The sequence below is a fragment of the Microbacterium sp. CFBP 8801 genome (assembly GCF_014839455.1).
In the GTDB taxonomy this organism is placed as follows: domain Bacteria; phylum Actinomycetota; class Actinomycetes; order Actinomycetales; family Microbacteriaceae; genus Microbacterium.
This window is the reverse complement of record NZ_JACYNU010000008.1, coordinates 94,299-112,014: the sequence shown is the minus strand read 5'-3', so window position 1 is coordinate 112,014 and position 17,716 is coordinate 94,299. Positions and strand designations below refer to the sequence as shown.

At 71.2% G+C, this 17,716-nt stretch carries 17 protein-coding genes; 6 read left to right on the top strand and 11 right to left on the bottom strand.

Annotated features, from left to right (window positions below; translation table 11 throughout):
- Nucleotides 1–125: 125 nt before the first annotated feature.
- The gene (locus IFR11_RS11140) at nt 126–1,586 is read left to right on the top strand and encodes a lipopolysaccharide biosynthesis protein (RefSeq protein WP_055831979.1); all 1,461 of its coding nucleotides are present in this window, start codon (nt 126–128) and stop codon (nt 1,584–1,586) included.
- Between the two features lie 19 nt (nt 1,587–1,605).
- Here IFR11_RS11140 and IFR11_RS11135 read toward each other — a convergent pair whose 3' ends face one another.
- The 6 genes from IFR11_RS11135 to purS all read right to left on the bottom strand — a co-directional run bounded on the left by IFR11_RS11135 (nt 1,606) and on the right by purS (nt 6,542).
- Nucleotides 1,606–2,535, bottom strand: a complete 930-nt coding sequence (locus IFR11_RS11135) for a 2-hydroxyacid dehydrogenase (RefSeq protein ID WP_342030290.1) — start codon at nt 2,533–2,535, stop codon at nt 1,606–1,608.
- Entirely contained in the window at nt 2,532–3,998 is a 1,467-nt protein-coding gene (locus tag IFR11_RS11130) for an NAD(P)-binding domain-containing protein (protein ID WP_191916190.1), read from the bottom strand. The genes IFR11_RS11135 and IFR11_RS11130 overlap by 4 nt, the downstream gene beginning before the upstream one ends.
- Nucleotides 3,995–4,489, bottom strand: a complete 495-nt coding sequence (locus IFR11_RS16380; RefSeq protein WP_055831976.1) for an ureidoglycolate lyase — start codon at nt 4,487–4,489, stop codon at nt 3,995–3,997. Before IFR11_RS16380 ends, IFR11_RS11130 begins: the two co-directional genes overlap by 4 nt.
- 105 nt (nt 4,490–4,594) lie before the next feature.
- Nucleotides 4,595–5,311 carry a GntR family transcriptional regulator gene (locus IFR11_RS16375; protein WP_191916189.1) on the bottom strand — a complete coding sequence of 239 codons (717 nt, stop codon included), beginning with the start codon at nt 5,309–5,311 and terminating at the stop codon, nt 4,595–4,597.
- A 278-nt stretch (nt 5,312–5,589) separates the two neighbouring features.
- Nucleotides 5,590–6,297: a phosphoribosylformylglycinamidine synthase subunit PurQ gene (purQ, locus tag IFR11_RS11115; protein ID WP_070408720.1), complete on the bottom strand. Its 708-nt coding sequence runs from the start codon at nt 6,295–6,297 to the stop codon at nt 5,590–5,592.
- Nucleotides 6,294–6,542, bottom strand: coding sequence for a phosphoribosylformylglycinamidine synthase subunit PurS (gene purS / locus IFR11_RS11110; protein WP_022878640.1), 249 nt, complete (start codon nt 6,540–6,542; stop codon nt 6,294–6,296). Before purS ends, purQ begins: the two co-directional genes overlap by 4 nt.
- A 282-nt stretch (nt 6,543–6,824) precedes the next feature.
- Between purS and IFR11_RS11105 the strand changes: the two genes are divergently transcribed.
- The 5 genes from IFR11_RS11105 to IFR11_RS11085 are packed head-to-tail and all read left to right on the top strand — an operon-like array spanning nt 6,825 to nt 12,665.
- Nucleotides 6,825–8,102 (top strand): extracellular solute-binding protein, encoded by a 1,278-nt coding sequence (locus IFR11_RS11105; protein ID WP_191916188.1) that lies wholly within the window; start codon nt 6,825–6,827, stop codon nt 8,100–8,102.
- Between the two features lie 60 nt (nt 8,103–8,162).
- The gene (locus IFR11_RS11100; protein WP_191916187.1) at nt 8,163–9,239 is read left to right on the top strand and encodes an ABC transporter permease subunit; all 1,077 of its coding nucleotides are present in this window, start codon (nt 8,163–8,165) and stop codon (nt 9,237–9,239) included.
- Nucleotides 9,236–10,135: a carbohydrate ABC transporter permease gene (locus IFR11_RS11095; protein ID WP_191916186.1), complete on the top strand. Its 900-nt coding sequence runs from the start codon at nt 9,236–9,238 to the stop codon at nt 10,133–10,135. Before IFR11_RS11100 ends, IFR11_RS11095 begins: the two co-directional genes overlap by 4 nt.
- A 29-nt stretch (nt 10,136–10,164) precedes the next feature.
- Entirely contained in the window at nt 10,165–11,619 is a 1,455-nt protein-coding gene (locus tag IFR11_RS11090) for a glycoside hydrolase family 1 protein (protein ID WP_191916185.1), read from the top strand.
- Between the two features lie 32 nt (nt 11,620–11,651).
- Nucleotides 11,652–12,665: a LacI family DNA-binding transcriptional regulator gene (locus IFR11_RS11085; RefSeq protein WP_055831966.1), complete on the top strand. Its 1,014-nt coding sequence runs from the start codon at nt 11,652–11,654 to the stop codon at nt 12,663–12,665.
- Between the two features lie 18 nt (nt 12,666–12,683).
- Here the strand turns inward: IFR11_RS11085 and IFR11_RS11080 are convergent, their stop codons facing one another.
- The 5 genes from IFR11_RS11080 to IFR11_RS11060 form a co-directional block, all read right to left on the bottom strand.
- Nucleotides 12,684–13,475, bottom strand: coding sequence for a MerR family transcriptional regulator (locus IFR11_RS11080; RefSeq protein WP_082516387.1), 792 nt, complete (start codon nt 13,473–13,475; stop codon nt 12,684–12,686).
- Nucleotides 13,468–13,980, bottom strand: coding sequence for a VOC family protein (locus IFR11_RS11075; RefSeq protein ID WP_191916184.1), 513 nt, complete (start codon nt 13,978–13,980; stop codon nt 13,468–13,470). Before IFR11_RS11075 ends, IFR11_RS11080 begins: the two co-directional genes overlap by 8 nt.
- Before the next feature lie 96 nt (nt 13,981–14,076).
- A complete protein-coding gene (locus IFR11_RS11070; RefSeq protein ID WP_191916183.1) occupies nt 14,077–15,432 on the bottom strand; it encodes an MFS transporter in 1,356 nt (451 codons plus the stop codon).
- Between the two features lie 191 nt (nt 15,433–15,623).
- Nucleotides 15,624–16,952, bottom strand: coding sequence for a Na+/H+ antiporter NhaA (gene nhaA / locus IFR11_RS11065; RefSeq protein WP_191916182.1), 1,329 nt, complete (start codon nt 16,950–16,952; stop codon nt 15,624–15,626).
- 125 nt (nt 16,953–17,077) lie between these two features.
- Complete coding sequence (locus IFR11_RS11060) at nt 17,078–17,275, bottom strand: hypothetical protein (RefSeq protein ID WP_191916238.1); 198 nt, start codon at nt 17,273–17,275, stop codon at nt 17,078–17,080.
- Between the last annotated feature and the right edge of the window lie 441 nt (nt 17,276–17,716).

Sequence of the window (17,716 nt, the reverse complement as noted above, 5' to 3'; positions counted from 1 at the left end):
GCGGAACGGGCGATCGACCGGGTGAAAACGACCCCCCGAGGGGCGGCGGAGAGGTGAGCAGCGCGCGGCCGAAAATAGTCTGCTCGAGCGCGGCTCCCGCGGCGCACGCGAGGAGGACGACAGACGTGACGCCCGAACGATCTTCGGGCGCACGGGCCCGGGGTGCGACCCTGCTCCTGTCGACGCAATGGCTGCGGTACGTCCTGCAGATCGCCAACATCGTCGTGCTGGCACGCCTGATCGGGCCGGCGGATTTCGGCGTGGTCAGCCTGGGACTGGCGATCGTCGGCATCGCGTCGGTGCTCGGCGACTTCGGGCTCAGCCTCGCCGCCCTGCGCGAGAAGTCGCTGAGCCAGGCGCAGAAGAGCAACCTGTTCTGGATCAACACCGGCATCGGGGCCGTTCTGGCGCTGCTGGTGGCGGCCGTCGCCGTTCCGATCGGCGCCGCGTTCGGCGACGGTCGCCTGGTCGGGGTCGTGCTCATCGCGGCACCCGCCTACCTCCTCCGTGCCGCGGCGGTCCAGTTCCTGGTCGAGCTGAATCGCCGGGAGAGGTTCTCGCGCCTCGCCGCGTCGGAAGTGGGAGGGGATGCCGCGGGCATCGTCGCCGCGATCCTGCTCGCGCTGCTCGGCTCGGGTTATCTGGCTCTCGCCGTGCAGGGCACGGTGGCGGCCGTCGTGTCGCTCGGGTGGGCCGTCGCCGCGGCGGGCTGGCGTCCCGGACTCCCGCGTCGCGTCGAGATGGGGTCGCTGCTCACCTTCGGCCTGTCGACGCTCGCCACCCACGCAGCGCACTACGTCACGACGAACGTCGACACGATCGTCATGGGGGCCTGGTACCCGTCGGCGATCGTCGGGTTCTACTCGCGGGCGTACCAGCTGGTGATGCTGCCGCTGCTGCAGGTCGCCGCCCCGCTGACGCGCGTGGTGCTGCCGCGATTGGCGCACGTCGCCGACAGCCTTCCCGCCCTCAACGAGGCGCTGGCGCGCGCGCAGCGCCTCGTCAGTCACGTGCTGCTCGCCGTCACGGGCCTGCTCGTGGTGTGCGGTGCGCCGTTGATCGACGTGGTGCTGGGCGCCGACTGGCTCCCCGCGATGCAGTTCCTTCCGATCCTCGCCGTGGGCACGGTCTTCCAGACCACGGCGTACGCCTACTACTGGGGGTTCGCCGCTCTGGGACGCTCCGGGGCCCTCTTCCTGTCGGAGATCGTCGGGCGCGTGCCGATGGTGCTTCTCATCGTGCTGCTGGCGCCCCTGGCTCCCGCGGGGATCGCCTGGGGAGTGGTCGTGGGCCAGGTGCTCATCTGGGCCTCGGGAACCTTCGTGTTCGCCCCCCGCGCGGGCCTCGAGGTCGGGGTCCTCGTGCGCGCGTCCCTCGTGCCCCTGGCGGTGAGCGGCGGGGCGACCCTCGTCGCGTGGGGCCTGGACCTCGCGGTCTTCGGGCCGTGGCCCGCTCTGCTCCGCCTGGTCTGCCTGGCAGCGGCGTGGCTCGTGGCAGCGGCGGCGATCATGGCGGTGGGGGGCCGCGGCGACGCCCGCCTCATCGCGCAGACCCTCCGGTCGATGCGTCCGCGACGCTCCGCCTGATGCCCGACGGCGGCGGCTCTCAGCCGCCGATGACGACGTTCAGCGGTTCCTCGCCGGCGCGGAGGCGCTCGATCTGACGGCGCACGAGTCGCGCGATGCGCGGGCGCATGGCATCGGTGGCTCCTCCGACGTGCGGGGCGATGAGCACGCCGTCCAGGGCCCAGAGCGGGTGATCCGCGGGAAGGGGCTCGGGGTCGGTCACGTCGAGCGCGGCGCGGAGACGCCCGCGACGCACGTGGTCGACGAGCGCGTCGGTGTCGATGAGGGGACCGCGGCCGACGTTGACGACGAGGGCGCCGTCGGGCAGGGCCGACAGGGCGGCGTCGTCGAGGATGTGGCGGGTGCGGTCGCCGCCGGGGAGCGAGGCGATGAGGATGTCGGTCTCGGCGAGCACGCCGTCGAGCTTTCCGAGGGGGAAGACCTCGACGTCGTCCTGGAGCCGGCCGTGCGAGGCGACCGCGCGCAGCTCGACCTCGAAGGGCTTGAGGCGCGCGGCAATGGCGCGGCCGACCCCGCCGAATCCGAGGAGCGTGACGCGCTGGTCGGCGAGACCGGTCGCGCCGCCGCCGATCCACTCCGCGCGGTCCTGAGCGCGCACGAACTCCGGCAGACGCCGCTGCGCGGCCAGGGCCAGCGTCACGGCGAGCTCTGCGGTCGCGGTCTCGTGCACGCTGGAGGCGTTCGCGAAGGCGAGGCCCTTCGGCAGGCGTCCCTCGACGTTGTCGTAGCCGATCGACTGGCCCTGCACGAGACCGACCTCGACGCTCGACAACGCCTCGATGACGCCGTCCATCGACATGTACGGGGGCACGACCAGGTCGAACCGCTCACGGGGAGCGGGCCCCGTCATGTCCCACAGCACGAGCTCGACGCCCTCGGGCAGGGGCTGCAGATCGTCGCGCAGCTGTTCGGTGGGCACGGACACGATCAGGGGGGTCTCGGTCGTCACCCCCTCGACGCTACCGCCGTCGGCGCCTCGGCGGCGGCGGGTTGCGCGCGTCGGCCGATCTGCACGCCCACGGGAACGTCGTACGCGAGGTACTCGGCCAGCAGGCTCGCGGAGTCGCGGGCGAACAGGCGGCGGGAGAGCGCGGCGGCCAGCTTCGTCGCCCCGCCCACGAGGCCGGGGATCTGGTGGCTCAACATGCCCTGGCTGATCCGCGCACCGTGGTTGAACATGTGGATGCGCGACAGCGCCTCCCCGCCCGCGCGGTCGACGAGCCCGAAGTCGTCGTCGAGGTAGGGGAACGCGGCGAGCCCCGGGTTCTGCGCCGCGGCCTCGGGGGTGAGCCGCTCGCTCCAGAGCACGGCGTCGGCGGCCACTCTCGCCAGCTCGGGTCGTCGGGCGAGGTCCGAGGCGATGCCGGTCGCGGCAAAGACGACGTCGTAGTGATGGATGCCGTGCGGCGTCGTCACCGCGATGTCGCTGCCCGTCCACTCCACACGCTGCCAGGGTGACGAGGTGAGGAAGCGGAACGTGTCGAAGGCGTGCGCGCGCCACAGGGCGTTCTGCGTGGCGGGCTGGTCGACGGCCGACAGGTGCACGTTGAACGCCCACTTCTGCGCGTCGGTGAAGGTGCCGTAGTTCTCGATGAGCCCGGCGAACTCCATCCAGCGGTACGGGCTGACCTGCGGCATCGCGGCGCGGCGCATGTGCACGTCGACGAGGGCGGCGCCGTGCTCGAGGGCGGTGGCGGCGTTGTCGAACGCTCCCGTGCCGGCCCCCAGGATGCCGATGCGCAGGCCCGCGAGGGCGGCGAAGTCGATGTCGTCGTGCGTGTGCCGCACCCGATCCGCGGGAAGGTCGTGCAGCAGCGACGGGATGGACCGCCCGCCGGCTCCCTCGATGCCGGTGGCGAGCACGACGTGGTGGGCCGAAAGCGTCCAGGTCCCGTCGGGGCCCTCGAGCGCGAGGTCGAGCGGACCGTCGGTGGGGGTGATCGCCGTGACGTGGGTGGCGGGCACCACGGTGATGGCCGAGACCTCGCGGTACCACTGCAGGAATCCCTGCCACGCCGTGGTGGGGAAGTACTCGATCTGCTCCCACGCCGCCGTGCCGTACACGGCTTCGAACCACGCGCGGGGACTCACCGCGGGGGTGCCCCACGTCGGCCAGGCGATGTCTTTGGGGGTGCGCAGGGTGTGCATGCGCGCGTAGGTGGTCCAGGGGCCCGCAGCCCCCGCGGGGGCGGCGTCGAGGACCACCACGTCGTCGATCCCGCGGCGCCGCAGGCCCCGCGCGAGCACGAGCCCGGCTTGACCGGCGCCCACGATCACGACGGGGCGCACTCCGTCGCGCGCGCCCACCCAGGGCCGCCCGTCACCGGCGCTCAGGGCGGACTGGTGCGCCGCCTCGCGTTCGAGGCGCGCGAGACGCGCGGGGGCGTCGGGAAGCGGGGTGAGCACCGTCACTCCGCGTCGATCACGACGCGCACGCCGAAGGCGTCGTCGAGCCGGTGGTTGTGGTGGTCGGTGACGTTGGTGTCGTCGAGCTCGAGGTTGACGAAGTCCATGCTCGGGTCGGCGAAGAACGGTCCCGCGTGCCAGGTGCCCTTGCGCATCGTGATGGCCGTGCGCGGCGGAATGCGGAACGCCCGCAGGTCGTCGAGCGCGGGGGCGTCGAGGCCGGGGGCGGCGACGGCGATCGTCCACTCCACGTCGCCGACGGCCATGAGCGTCTGCGTCGTCTCGAGGTGACGGGTGACGCGTACGAACTCGGGCGACTTGTCGTCGAGGTGCATGAGGTAGAAGCGGGGGATGCCGTTCGACACGTCGAGCACGGCTTCCTCGGCGGTGAAGGGCGTGCCGTCTTCCATCGGGGTCAGCACGACGCCGTAGGGCTCGAAGCCCGCGGGGGTGACGGTCTCGGCGGTGAGGTGGTGGGTGGAGAGGGTGTCGGACACGGGGGCTCGCTTTCGTCGGGTAGCCCGACAGTACGCTTGTCCAACAAGCTTGCGCGCTACTTGTCCAACAACTTCACCGCTCGTTTACGCGGCAGAAACGCGCGTTCAGGAGCGGACGCGACGGATCAGTGCGTTGCGCAGGCCTGTCGGCGCCGGCAGCTGCACCTCGCGCGACCAGTACCCGATGGCGTCGTCGACCCCGTACCCGCAATAGGTCATCTCGATGGCCGGGGTGCCGGCATCCGTCGACAGGATCGCGGCGCGCTCGGCATCGAGGGCGATCGCGTCGATCCACAGGGTCTCCCACGCGACCCGGATGCCGTTGGCCGCCTCGGCCAGCTCGAACACCGGTCGGTGCGGGTCGAGATCGACCTCGCGCGAGAGCGGCACGAGGTCTTCGGCCAGCGCATAGGGGGCGGCGTCGACGCGCCACATCTTCACCGTGCGCAGGACCCCGGTGCCGTCGGGCAGCTCGTCGTACCGCGACGGGTCGCCCGCGGAGAGGGTGAGTCGATCGGATGCCACGAGCTCGAGCGTCGGCTCGTACCCCGCCGCGCGGATCGACAGCGAGTGGTCGAACTGCTGGTCGATGCGCCGGCCGACACCGGGGAGCCGCCGGTTCGGCGACGTGCGGGCGCCCTGCGTGCGATGCACGTACCCGCGCTCCTCGAGGCGGATGAGCGCCTCGCGCACCGAGTTGCGGCTCGCGCCGGTGAGCTCGGCCAGGCGCGGTTCGGAGGGCAGGGTCTCGGCATCCGCTCGCCACAGGTGCAGGATGCGGTCGATCAGTGCGTCCTGGTCGGGCGCGCGCTTCTCGGTCACGCCCTCACGCTATCGCGGGGGCGCACCGATGCCCGCCGCGGGCGGACGCGCGCACCGCGGTGAGGTGCGGAGCGCGGTGACCAGCGCAGCGCGGTGAGGAGCGCAGCGCGGTGAGGAGCGGAGGGCGATAGGCCGCGGGAGGATGGGGGAGCGCGGTGACCAGCGGAGGGCGAGGGGCCGCGGGAGGGCGCTGGGCGGCGCAAGGCCCTCCGCTCGTCCCCGGCCCTCCGCACGTCACGGCCGAGGCGGGCATCCGGGACCCGACGGCCCGCCGGGTGTCAGGCTGCGGCGCCCACCACGGCGGCGATGGCCGAGGTGAAGAAGCCGAGTCCGTCGACGCCCGAACGCATCGCGACGTCGGTGCCGGGGCCGAAGCCGGGCTCCACCGCGTGCTCGGGGTGCGGCATGAGGCCCACGACGTTGCCGCGCGCGTTGGTGAGGCCGGCGATGTCGTCGAGCGAGCCGTTGGGGTTCACGCCCACGTAGCGGAAGGCCACCAGGCCCTCGCCGTTCACGCGCGCCAGGGTCTCGGCGTCGGCGATGTAGCCGCCGTCGGCGTTCTTCAGCGGGATGACGATCTCGTCGCCCTCGGTGAAGTCGCTGGTCCACGCGGTCGAGGCGTTCTCGACGCGCAGGCGCTGGTCGCGGCGGATGAACTGCTGGTGGGCGTTGCGGATGAGGCCGCCGGGCAGCAGGTGCGCCTCGACGAGCATCTGGAAGCCGTTGCAGATGCCGAGCACCGGCATGCCCTTGGCCGCGGCGTCTTTGACCTCGGCCATGATCGGCGCGAAGGCCGCGATGGCCCCGGCGCGCAGATAGTCGCCGTACGAGAATCCGCCGGGCAGCACGAGGGCGTCGACGCCCCGCAGGTCGTGCTCGCCGTGCCAGAGGGCGACGGGCTCGCCGCCCGCGAGGCGGATGGCGCGCTGCGCGTCGCGATCGTCGAGCGAGCCGGGGAACGTGATGACCCCGATGCGAGCCGTCACTCGACGACCTCGATGTTCACGACGTCTTCGATGACCGCGTTCGAGAGCATCTCGTCGGCCAGCTCGCGGGCGCGGGCGAGGGTGGCCTCGTCGACCTCTCCCTCGACGGTGAGTTCGAAGCGCTTTCCGATGCGCACGTCCGAGAAGCGGTTCTCGCCGAGCCGCGACAGGGCGCCGGCGACGGCCTTCCCCTGCGGGTCGAGAAGCTCGGCCTTGGGCATGACGTCGACGACGATGGTGGGCACTGCAGCTCCAGAAGTCGGGTGGCGTTGTGGGTGCCAGTCTACGACGCTCGGGCTCGGCATCCCCGCCTCGCGCGGAGCGACCGCGCGCGCGGAGATCGCATCGGGTGGACCGAGTTCGGGGTCGTCGGCTCCCGGCCGGACCGCGAGGAATGTGGGAGCGCTCCCTTGACGTCGTGGGAGCGATCCCATATCGTCGACCTCGATCGGTTGAGAGCGCTCCCACGTGAGGTTGCGGGGGAACACCAGCGCTACCGGTCAGCACCCACCACAAAGGAGTGATCTGTGAATTCACGTGCCCTGCGCCGGACCGCGCTCATCGCCGCCGTCGCCTCCACCTCCGCCCTCGTGCTCGCCGGTTGCTCCGGTGGCGGGGGAACCGCCGCGGGCGGCGGTGACGAAGAGGTGACCCTCACCGTCGCCACGTTCAACGACTTCGGCTACACCGACGAGCTGCTCAACGCCTACACGGCCGAGCACCCGAACGTGAAGATCGTGCACAACCGCGCGGCCAAGTCGAACGACGCCCGCGCCAACTACTTCCAGAAGCTCGGCAAGTCGGGCCTGGCGGACATCGAAGCCATCGAGGTCGACTGGCTGCCCGAGGTCATGAAGTACTCCGACCTGCTGGCACCCGTTCCCCAGGACCTGCAGAGCCGCTGGCTGGACTGGAAGGTCAAGGCCGCCACCGATGCCTCGGGCAACCTGATCGGGTACGGCACCGACATCGGCCCCGAGGCCATCTGCTACCGCGCCGACCTGTTCGAAGCGGCCGGGCTCCCCTCCGACCCGGCCGAGGTGGCCGCCGCCCTCGAGGGCGACTGGTCGACCTACTTCGAGATGGGCGACAAGTACGTCGCCGCCACCGGCAAGCCGTTCTTCGACTCGGCCGGCAGCGTCTACCAGGGCATGATCAACCAGGTCGAAGCGGCCTACGAGAACCCCGACTCGGGCGAGATCACCGCCACCACCAACCCCGACGTCAAGAAGATCTACGGCATGACCCTCGACGCCGCCAAGACGCAGTCGGCGCACTTCGAGCAGTGGTCGACCGACTGGTACGCCGGCATGGCGAACGGCGCCTTCGCGACGCTGTCCTGCCCCGGCTGGATGCTGACGCAGATCGAGGGCAACGCCCCCGAGGTGGCGGGCTGGAAGATCGCCGACACGTTCCCCAACGGCGGCGGCAACTGGGGCGGGTCGTACCTGACCGTTCCCGGCAACGGCGCCCACGTCGCCGAGGCGCAGGCCCTCGCCGACTGGCTGACCTCGCCCGAGCAGCAGGTGAAGTTCTTCCAGCAGGCGGGCACCTTCCCGAGCCAGGTCGACGCGCTGAAGGCGCCCGAGCTGCTCGAGAGCACCAACGCCTACTTCGGTGACGCCCCCATCGGCGAGATCTTCACGAAGCGCGCCGAGGCGGTCAGCGTGACGCCGTTCAAGGGCGAGTACTACTTCCAGGTCAACGACGCGATGCAGAAGGCGCTGACCCGCGTCGAGAGCAACACGCAGGACGCACAGACCTCGTGGGACCAGTGGGTCTCGCAGGTGGACGCCATCGGCTGATCTCGCCTCGATCACGGGCCGGACGCTCCGCGTCCGGCCCGTGCTCCCGGAAGGAACCTCGTGACCACGACACTGCAGCCCCCCGTGACCCCCGCGGCCTCCGCCGCCGACGGTCCCCCCGCCCGTTCCCCCCGACGTGTCGGCTTCGGCTCGAAGCTCAGCGCGTGGGACCTCAAGCTCTCGCCCTACCTCTACATCTCGCCCTTCTTCCTGCTCTTCATCGTCACGGGCCTCTTCCCGATCCTGTACACGGGCGTCATCTCGTTCATGGACTGGGACCAGATCCGCGGCTCGGGGACGTTCGTCGGCTTCGACCAGTACGCCTACGTGCTCTCTCAGCCCGCCTTCTGGGACGCCCTGCGCAACACCTTCAGCATCTTCGTGCTCTCGACCGTTCCGCAGCTGCTGCTCGCGGTGTTCATCGCGGCGATGCTCGATCAGAACATCCGGGCGAAGACCCTCTGGCGCATGGGCGTGCTCGTGCCGTACGTCATGGCCCCCGTGGCCGTGGCGCTGATCTTCAGCAACATGTTCGGCGACCAGTACGGCATCATCAACACCCTGCTCGGCCGGATCGGCCTGCCCGGGGTCGGGTGGCACTCCGACGCGTTCGCCAGTCACATCGCCATCGCCACGATGGTCAACTTCCGCTGGACCGGGTACAACACCCTCATCCTGCTGGCCGCCATGCAGGCGGTGCCGCGCGAGTACTACGAGGCGGCGACCGTCGACGGGGCCGGCAAGATCCGCCAGTTCTTCTCGATCACGCTGCCGAGCCTCAAGCCCACCCTGATCTTCGTCATCATCACCTCGACGATCGGCGGCCTGCAGATCTTCGACGAGCCGCGCATGTTCGACCAGTCGGGCGCCGGTGGCTCCGACAACCAGTGGCTGACGATCTCGTTGTACCTCTACAACCTCGGCTGGGGCGAGTGGAACTTCGGCCGCGCCGCGGCACTGGCGTGGATCCTCTTCCTCATCATCCTCGCGATCGGTGCGGTCAACCTCTTCATCAGTCGCTCCCTCGTGCGCGACGAGGGCTCACGCGACGGTCTCAGCCGCGCGCAGCGTCGCGTCGCCGCCCGTGCCGCGAAGCAGCGGCTCGCCGAATCGACCGGAAAGGTCGCCCGCTCATGAGCGTCATCGACACCAGCCCCGTCACCGGGGCAGTCGACCCGAAGCCCGCGCGTCGGCGCCCGCGCGCCGTCCGCGGCTCCCGGCCCGGGTGGTTCGTCTACGCCAGCCTCGGCGTCGTGCTGCTCGCCGCCCTCGTGCCCTACTACTGGGCTCTCCTGATCGGTTCGGGCGACTCGGCGACCATCCGCAACCCCGAGCTGTCGTGGATCCCGGGCGGCAACTTCTTCGTCAACGCCGCCGCGGTGCTCGGCAACCCCGCCGTCAACTTCTGGGCGGGGCTGTGGAACTCCATCTTCAGCTCGGCCGTGATCGCGGCATCCGTCGTCTTCTTCTCCACGCTCGCGGGCTGGGCGTTCGCGAAGCTGAAGTTCCGCGGCGGCCCCTGGCTGCTGTTGTTCGTCGTGGCGACGATGGCCGTTCCCACGCAGCTCGGGGTCGTGCCGCTGTACATCCTCTTCAGCGAGATGGGATGGACGGGCCAGATCGGCGCGATCATCGTGCCCGCGCTGACAAGTGCGTTCGGGGTGTTCTGGATGACGCAGTACCTGCGTCAGGCCGTGCCCGACGAACTCATCGAGGCCGCCCGCGTCGACGGCGCGAGCTCGTTCCGCACCTTCCTCACCGTGGGGGTTCCGGCCGCGCGGCCCGCCGCCGCGATGCTCGCGCTGTTCACCTTCGTCACCGCGTGGAACAACTTCTTCTGGCCGTTCATCGTGCTCGACCGCCAGAACCCCACGCTGCCGGTGGCCCTGTCGCTGCTGCAGTCCAACTACTTCGTCGACTACTCCATCGTTCTGGCGGGAGTGCTGCTGTCGACGATCCCGCTGCTGCTGCTGTTCGTCTTCGCCGGCAAGCAGCTCGTGAGTGGCATCATGCAAGGGGCGGTGAAGGGATGACCCTCGCGCCCACGGAAGGAACCCGAACCATGTCCGACACCCGAGCCTTTCCCGAGGGCTTCCTCTTCGGCGCCGCGACCGCGGCCTACCAGATCGAAGGGGCGGCCTTCGAAGACGGCCGCGCCGCGTCGATCTGGGACGCCTTCAGTCGCGTCCCCGACGCCGTCATCAACGCCGACAACGGCGACGTGGCGTGCGATCACTACCACCGCTACGCCGGTGACGTGCAGATGATGAAGAGCCTCGGACTGCAGACCTACCGCTTCTCGACGTCGTGGGCGCGCGTGCGCCCCGACGGGGGCCCGGTGAACGCGAAGGGCGTCGACTTCTACAAGCGTCTCGTCGACGAACTGCTCGGTGCCGGCATCCTTCCCTGGCTGACGCTGTACCACTGGGACCTCCCGCAGGCGCTGGAAGACCGCGGCGGATGGACGGTGCGCGAGACCAGCGAACGCTTCACCGAGTACGCGCTCGACATGCACGACGCCCTCGGCGACCGCGTCGACGTCTGGACGACCCTCAACGAGCCGTGGTGCTCGTCGTTCCTGAGCTACACCGCCGGCGCGCACGCTCCCGGCCACTACTCGCAGGCCGAGGGCATGCTCGCCGCCCACCACCTGCTGCTCGCCCACGGGCAGACGGTGCGCGAGCTCCGTGCGCGGGACTCGTCGCTCAACCTCGGCCTCACCCTCAACCTGACGGTCGCGGATGCCGTGGATCCGGCCGATCCCGCCGACCTCGACGCCGCGCGTCGCGTCGACGGACAGTTCAACCGCTGGTTCCTCGACCCCGTGTTCCGGGGCGAGTACCCCGCCGACATCATCCGGGACTTCCGCGACACCGATGCCGCGGCCGTGGCCCGCTGGCAGGAGGCCGTCCGGCCCGGCGACCTCGACATCATCTCGACGCCGATCGACTCGCTCGGCGTGAACTACTACCACGGGGAGTTCGTCGGCGGCACGCCGCCCGAGGTCGACCCGCCCGCCGGGGACGCACCCACCACGCGTCCCATCGGAAAGCCGTTCCCGGCCCACGAGAACCTGTACTGGCACGATCGCGGCCTCGCGCGCACGAACATGCACTGGGAGGTGCAGCCCGAGGGGCTCACCCGCCTGCTCGAGCGGGTCAGCGACGAGTACTCGGCCGAGGCCGGCGTCGCCCTGTACGTCACCGAGAACGGCGCCTCCTACGACGACGAGCTGGTCACCGACGGCGACGAGGCGCGCGTGCACGACACCGAGCGCGTGGAGTTCGTCGAGGCCCACCTGGGCGCGGTTCTGGATGCCGTGGACAAGGGCGTCGATGTGCGCGGCTACTTCTACTGGTCGCTCATGGACAACTTCGAGTGGGCCTGGGGATACGAGAAGCGCTTCGGCATCGTGTACGTCGACTACCAGACCCAGGAGCGCACGGTGAAGGACTCCGGCCGGCAGTACGCTCGCATCATCGCCGAGCGCGCACTGGTCACCGCACCCGCGGTGTAGGCCGCGCGCGAGGGGGTCGAGGAGGCAACGCGATGGAACTCGCACCCGTGCGGGGCACCGCCACGATCGAAGAGGTCGCGGCGCGGGCCGGTGTGTCACGTTCGACCGTGTCGCGCGTGGTCAACGGTTCCACCGCCGTCTCCCCGGCCGCCCTCGAGGCCGTGCGCCGCGCGATCGACGAACTGCAGTACGTTCCCAATCGCGCGGCGCGCTCCCTCGCCAGTCGGCAGACCCGGGCCATCGCCCTCGTCATCCCCGAGCAGACGGAACGCTTCTTCGGAGACCCGTTCTTCGCCTCGATCGTCGCCGGCATCGGCGAGGTGGTCGGCGAGTCGGACTACATCATGAACATGCTGATCGCCAGCGACGACGCCAGCGCCAAGGCGCTGGCGTACCTGCGCGGCGGCAGCGTCGACGGGGCGATCGTGGCCTCGCACCACACCAGCGACACCTTCCTCGACCGCGTGGCCGACGTCGTGCCCGTGGTCTACGGCGGGCGCCCGGCCCGCGTGCGCGCGGACGACTACTACGTCGACGTCGACAACGTGGAGGGCGGTCGTGTCGCCACCGCCTATCTGCTGGCGCGCGGTCACCGCCGCATCGGCACGATCTCGGGCCCGCTCGACATGCCCGCCGCGATCGACCGCCTGCAGGGCTTTCGCGACGCGCTCGGCGAGGCGGGCGTCGAGCCCGCGGCGATCGAGGACGGCGACTTCACCGAGATGGGCGGCGCGCTGGCGATGAGCCGGATCCTGTCGGCGGGCCCGCTGCCCGACGCGCTCTTCGTCGCCAGCGACCTGATGGCCCGCGGCGCCTACGCGGCGTTGCGCGACAAGGGGCTCGAGGCCGGGCGCGACCTCGCCGTCATCGGGTTCGACGACTCCGCCGTGTCGACGGCGTTGCGTCCGGCGCTGACCACCGTGCGCCAGCCGTCGTTGACGCAGGGGCGGCACATGGCATCCGTTCTGCTCGACATCCTCGCCGGGCGCCCCGCGGCGCACGCGACGATCCTGCCCACCGAGGTCATCGAGCGCGACTCGGCCTGAGACCCTCGCGATCGGCCGTCACTCCCAGGCCGCCGTGTCGGGATCGATCCCGTGCGCGCGAGCGCTCGCCTCGATGGCGTCGCGGAGCCAGGTCGACAGGCCCGGCCGCACGGCGTCGTAGTGGTCCGCGAAGCGCGGATCGGCGGCGTACATGCGCCCGAGGTGCACCTGCATCTGCCGGGTGATCGGGAAGTACTGCGAGAAGACCTCGCGGTGGCGTTCCACGAGCGCGTTCGCGGTGGCGTCTCCGGGCACCGCTCCCGCATCGACCGCGGCGCCGAGCTCGGCGTCGAACGTCGCGACCGTCTCGGTCACGGCCGCCCAGTCACCGGCCGTGCGCGAGGCGGAACGCTCGGCGTACTGCTGCCACTGCGCCGATGCGCCGTACGCCTCGCGCGCCTGGGCGGGCCACGCGGTGTTCCACCCCGGGCCGAATGTCTCGCGCTGCTCCTCGTCGGAGAGCAGGATGCCGTGTTCCTGTGCCGCGATCATGCGCTGCAGATCGTCGTCGAGGTCGCGCAGCTGCGCGATGCGCCGGGTGAGCTGGGCGCGCTGCACCCGCAGCTGCGACGCGACGTCGCCGCCGGGCTCGTCGAGCACGGCGCGGATGGCGTCGAGGTCGAGTCCGAGCTCGCGGTAGACGACGATGCGGCGCAGTCTCTCGAGGTCGTCGTCGGTGTAGAGGCGGTACCCGGCGGCGGATCGCGCCGCGGGGCGCGCGAGGCCGATCTCGTCCCAGTGGTGCAGAGTGCGCACGGTGAGGCCGAGCCGGGTGGCCGTCTCGCCCACCGGCATCCCCTGGTCAGTCATGCGACTCATTGTCGTCGCGCCCGATGCCGACGGCCTGCAGATTGCGCCCCTCCACGGTGGTCGGGTCGAAGACCTTCGCGGCGGTGAAGAGCACGCGGGCGTTCTCGGGCGTGACGATCTCGACGTCGCGGGTGTTCCACGGGGTGTCCCGTGGCCCGGCGTCGATCCCGACTGTCCGCAGCGACTCGACGAGCGGGCCGATCTGGTCGATCACGCAGGCGAAGCTCACGGTGGCCGCCGGCGCGACGGCGGGCGCGTCGCCGACCGTCAGCAGCACGTCCTGAAAGGCCCAGCGGCGCAGGTGCACCATCTGCCCCGGAATGCCGAACAGCTCGAAGAACCCGAGCCCCCGCGTCCAGAAGTCGACGGAGGCCGCGAGATCGGCCGTCGGCACGGTGACGAACATCGGCATCCCGTAGAGGCCGCGAAACAGCGGAGGCGCGACGGCGGCGGGGCCGGGAGGCGGGACGGGGCTGATGTCGAAGGCGTCGAAGGTGTCGTTCATTCCCCCAGGCTCGGGCCTGACGCGGCGTGAGGGTCAAGCTCGAGTGCGAAGCCGTCGTCGCACCGCCGGGGCCCTGCCTCCCCGGCAGCGTCGACGTCAGCGTCGTGCGGTGCCCGCCCCGACCCCGGGTGCGGGTGCGTCGTCGACCTCGTCACGGTGCAGGGTCTCGGGCAGAGCCGAGATGCCGACGACGCCGATGATGCTGAGTCCCACGAGATAGGCCGCGACCAGCCACGGTGCCCCGCCGGCGAGGCCGACGAGCGCGGTGGCGACGAGGGGCGCGGTGCCCCCGACCAGAGCCGCCGGGATCTCACGCGAGATCGCGATACCGCTCCACCGCATGCGGGTGGGGAAGAGTTCCGCGAGCATCGCGGCGCTGACGCCGATCGTCGCCCCCTGCACGATGGCCAAGCCGAGCACGAGGGCGACGCCCACCAGAACGGAGCTCTCGGTCTGGAACAGCAGGAACATCGGGAACGCGAAGATGATCGCGAACACGGCCGCCGCGAGCAGCACCGGCTTTCGCCCGATGCGATCGGCGAGCCGACCGAACCCCAGCGTGGCGGGGATGGTCAGCAGCTCGGCGACGATGAGCGCGATGAGCGCGTGCGTCGGATTCACGGCCAACGTGCCCGTGGTGTACGAGATCGAGAACGTCTGCACGATGTAGACCCACGGCAGCGCGAAGACGAAGAACGCCATGCCCGCCAGCAGGGTGCGCCAGTGCGAGCGCACCGCGGTGGCGAGCGGCGCGCGCGACACCTCGCCGTCTCGCTCGGCCGCCGAAAAGGCCGCGGTCTCGGTCACGCGCAGGCGGAAGTACAGCGCGAAGGCGACGATGACGATGCTGGCCACGAACGGGATGCGCCAGCCCCACGCCTGGAACTGCTCGAGCGGGAGCAGGCTGATGAGGGCGAACGTGGCCGTCGCGAGGGCCATGCCGAGGTAGACGGAGGCGCCAGGGAATCCGGCGATGAACGCCCGGTTGCGCGTCTCGGACGACTCGCTCGCCATCGTCATCGCGCCGGCGAACTCGGCCCCCGCGCCGGCACCCTGGAACAGACGCAGGACGATGAGCAGGATCGGAGCCCAGATCCCGATCGACTCGGCTGTGGGGAGCAGACCGATCAGGGTCGTGGCGATGCCCATCATGAGGAGGGTCGCCAGCAGCGTGCCCTTGCGGCCGATGCGATCGCCGAAGTGCGCGAAGATCAGGCCGCCGATGGGACGAGCGCCGAAGCCCACCGCGAAGGTCGCGAAGGCGCCGAGGAGCCCGGCGAACTGACCGCCGCCGGGGAAGAACAGCGGCGCGAAGACCAGAGCGGATGCCAGTCCGTAGAGGGTGAAGTCGTACCACTCGATCACCGTGCCGACGGAGCTTCCGATCACCGCCCGGCGGCGCTGCGCCCGCGGGTTGAGCTGCCGATCGTCGATGTCGTTCGCGATGTCCATGTCCAGGCACTCCCTCGTGTCTTGCGATACCTCCCCAGGCTAGGAAGGCGCCGCCCGCGGCCCGCTGTGCCCACGACACAGCATCCGAGGAGGGGAATGGATGCATCGCACAGGCCGGCGCGCGGCGAGGCCCGCGGGCGGGGGACTCCCCATCGCGATGCGGCGGTCGCCGTGCGACGCGCGGTCAGGACTCAGCGGTCGCCGCTCGACGGCTGCTGGTACACGTCTGCGACGTCGTCGCCGTCGGCATCCACCGCTTCGTCGCGCGCCAGCTGCGCGTACCGGCGATTGCGCACGAGCAGCACGCACGACGCCAGGAGCGAGGCGAGGAGCGAGGCGACCATGATGGCGATCTTGGCGTCGTCGGTGTGCGGGGAGCCGTCGGGGAAGCTCAGCTCGGCGATCAGCAGCGAGACGGTGAAGCCGATGCCGGCCAGCAACCCGACCCCGGCGAGATCGATCCAGCGCAGCGCCGGGTCGAGGCGCACGCTGGTGACGAGCGTGAGCAGGCGCACACCCAGCAGGATGCCGAGGGGCTTGCCCAGCACCAGTCCCGCGGCGACGCCGATGGTCACCGGGTCGCTGAGCGCTCGGGCGATGCCGTCGCCCCCGCCCACGGCGACCCCCGCGGCGAAGAACGCGAAGATCGGCACAGCGATGCCGGCCGAGATCGGACGGAACCGGTGCTCGAACTGCTCGGCGAGGTCGGTGCCCGCGTTCGTCCGCCGACGCGAGGGCCCCACGGGGATCGTGAAGGCCAGGGCGACACCGGCGATGGTGGCGTGCACGCCCGACGCGTGCAGGAACGCCCACGCCGCGAAACCGATCGGCAGCAGCACCACCCACGCCGCCCAGGGGGTGCGCGCGAACCACGCGCGTGCGCGATGGGCGATGACTCCGTAGACCACGACGAGCGCGGCGAACACGCCGAGGGGCAGCAGGGCGATGTCGCTCGTGTAGAAGATCGCGATGATGGCGATCGCGATGAGGTCGTCGACCACGGCCAAGGTCAGCAGGAAGATGCGCAGCGGACCCGGGAGGTGCGACCCCACCAACGCGAGCACGGCGACGGCGAAGGCGATGTCGGTCGCCGTCGGGATGGCCCAGCCGGCGAGCAGGCTCGGCTGGGAGTGCACGACCGCGATGTAGATGAGCGCGGGGACGGCGACGCCGGCGACGGCGGCGGTGACCGGCACGATGGCCGTCTGGAACCGGCGGAGACTGCCCACGACGATCTCGCGTTTGAGCTCGAGGCCCACGAGGAAGAAGAAGATGGCGAGGAGGCCGTCGGCCGCCCAGGCGCCCACGCTGAGTTCGAGGTGCCACGGCTCGTAGCCGAAGCGGAAGTCGCGCAGCGCGAAATAGGAGTCGGAGGCGGGCGAGTTGGCCCACACGATGGCGACGACGGCCGCGATGACCAGCAGCAGGCCGCCGACGGACTCGCGGCGGAGGATCGTGGTGACGCGGTGCACTTCGGCGTAGCCGGGCCAGCGCGGGGCGCGGAGGTCGTTCTGGGTCATCGGGATTCCTCAGGGGTCGGTCGACAGAATGTCGACCAGACTTCCCGACGCACCGTCATCCATTCTACGCGACAGGCACGACGGTGACCGGCGGTCCGCACCACCGGTCACCGAGCGAGGAGCGGTCAGTCGGACTGCTCGTCTTCCTCCGGGTTGAAGTGCGAGGCGGTGGCGGAGTGCCCCGCCGCGACCCCGTCGGGATCGTTGGGGATGGTGCCGTCGGCGCCCAGGCCGCCCGGCTTGGGCATGCCCTCGTCGTCGGGCGCGTCGTGCAGGTTCTCGTCCGCCGCGGGCTGCGAGGGGTCGGAGGTTCCGGATGCCATGATCGTGCCTTCCTCGTCATCGGTGGCGAGGCGCCGGTCGGGCACCCTCGCCGAGAGGCCCGACGCTATCGACGCCCGTGCGCGGCGTATGCCCGCTTGCGGGACGGCGGCGGGTGTGCTGCTGCGCCCCGCCGCCACGTCGGGCGCCCGCGAGCGGGGCCAGGCGGGTCCGCCCGCCCGGTGCGCGTACCCCCGCCACGCCGGCTGCCGGCCTGCCCGCGCGGTGCGCGCGCTCGCGGGTCTGCGCGCGCGGGGCGGGGCTCCGACGGGCCGAACTCCTGAGTTTCCCCGAGCATCGCCGGCGTTTCCGCCCACGAGCGCTCCCGGCCGCGTGACCGATCAGGAGTTCAGCCCGCCGTCGCGCGCGGAGCACGGGGGTCGGCTCGCCGTGGCGCCCGGGCGGCCTGCGCCGTCGAGACCGCATCCGATTGTCGAGACCGC

Excerpts from the sequence above, each read along its gene's own strand:
- IFR11_RS11095 (WP_191916186.1), top strand. The coding sequence starts at position 9,236 with ATGAGCGTCATCGACACCAGCCCCGTCACCGGGGCAGTCGACCCGAAG.
- IFR11_RS11090 (WP_191916185.1), top strand. The coding sequence starts at position 10,165 with ATGTCCGACACCCGAGCCTTTCCCGAGGGCTTCCTCTTCGGCGCCGCG.
- IFR11_RS11085 (WP_055831966.1), top strand. The coding sequence starts at position 11,652 with ATGGAACTCGCACCCGTGCGGGGCACCGCCACGATCGAAGAGGTCGCG.
- IFR11_RS11080 (WP_082516387.1), bottom strand. The coding sequence starts at position 13,475 with ATGACTGACCAGGGGATGCCGGTGGGCGAGACGGCCACCCGGCTCGGC.
- IFR11_RS11075 (WP_191916184.1), bottom strand. The coding sequence starts at position 13,980 with ATGAACGACACCTTCGACGCCTTCGACATCAGCCCCGTCCCGCCTCCC.
- IFR11_RS11070 (WP_191916183.1), bottom strand. The coding sequence starts at position 15,432 with ATGGACATCGCGAACGACATCGACGATCGGCAGCTCAACCCGCGGGCG.
- nhaA (WP_191916182.1), bottom strand. The coding sequence starts at position 16,952 with ATGACCCAGAACGACCTCCGCGCCCCGCGCTGGCCCGGCTACGCCGAA.
- IFR11_RS11060 (WP_191916238.1), bottom strand. The coding sequence starts at position 17,275 with ATGGCATCCGGAACCTCCGACCCCTCGCAGCCCGCGGCGGACGAGAAC.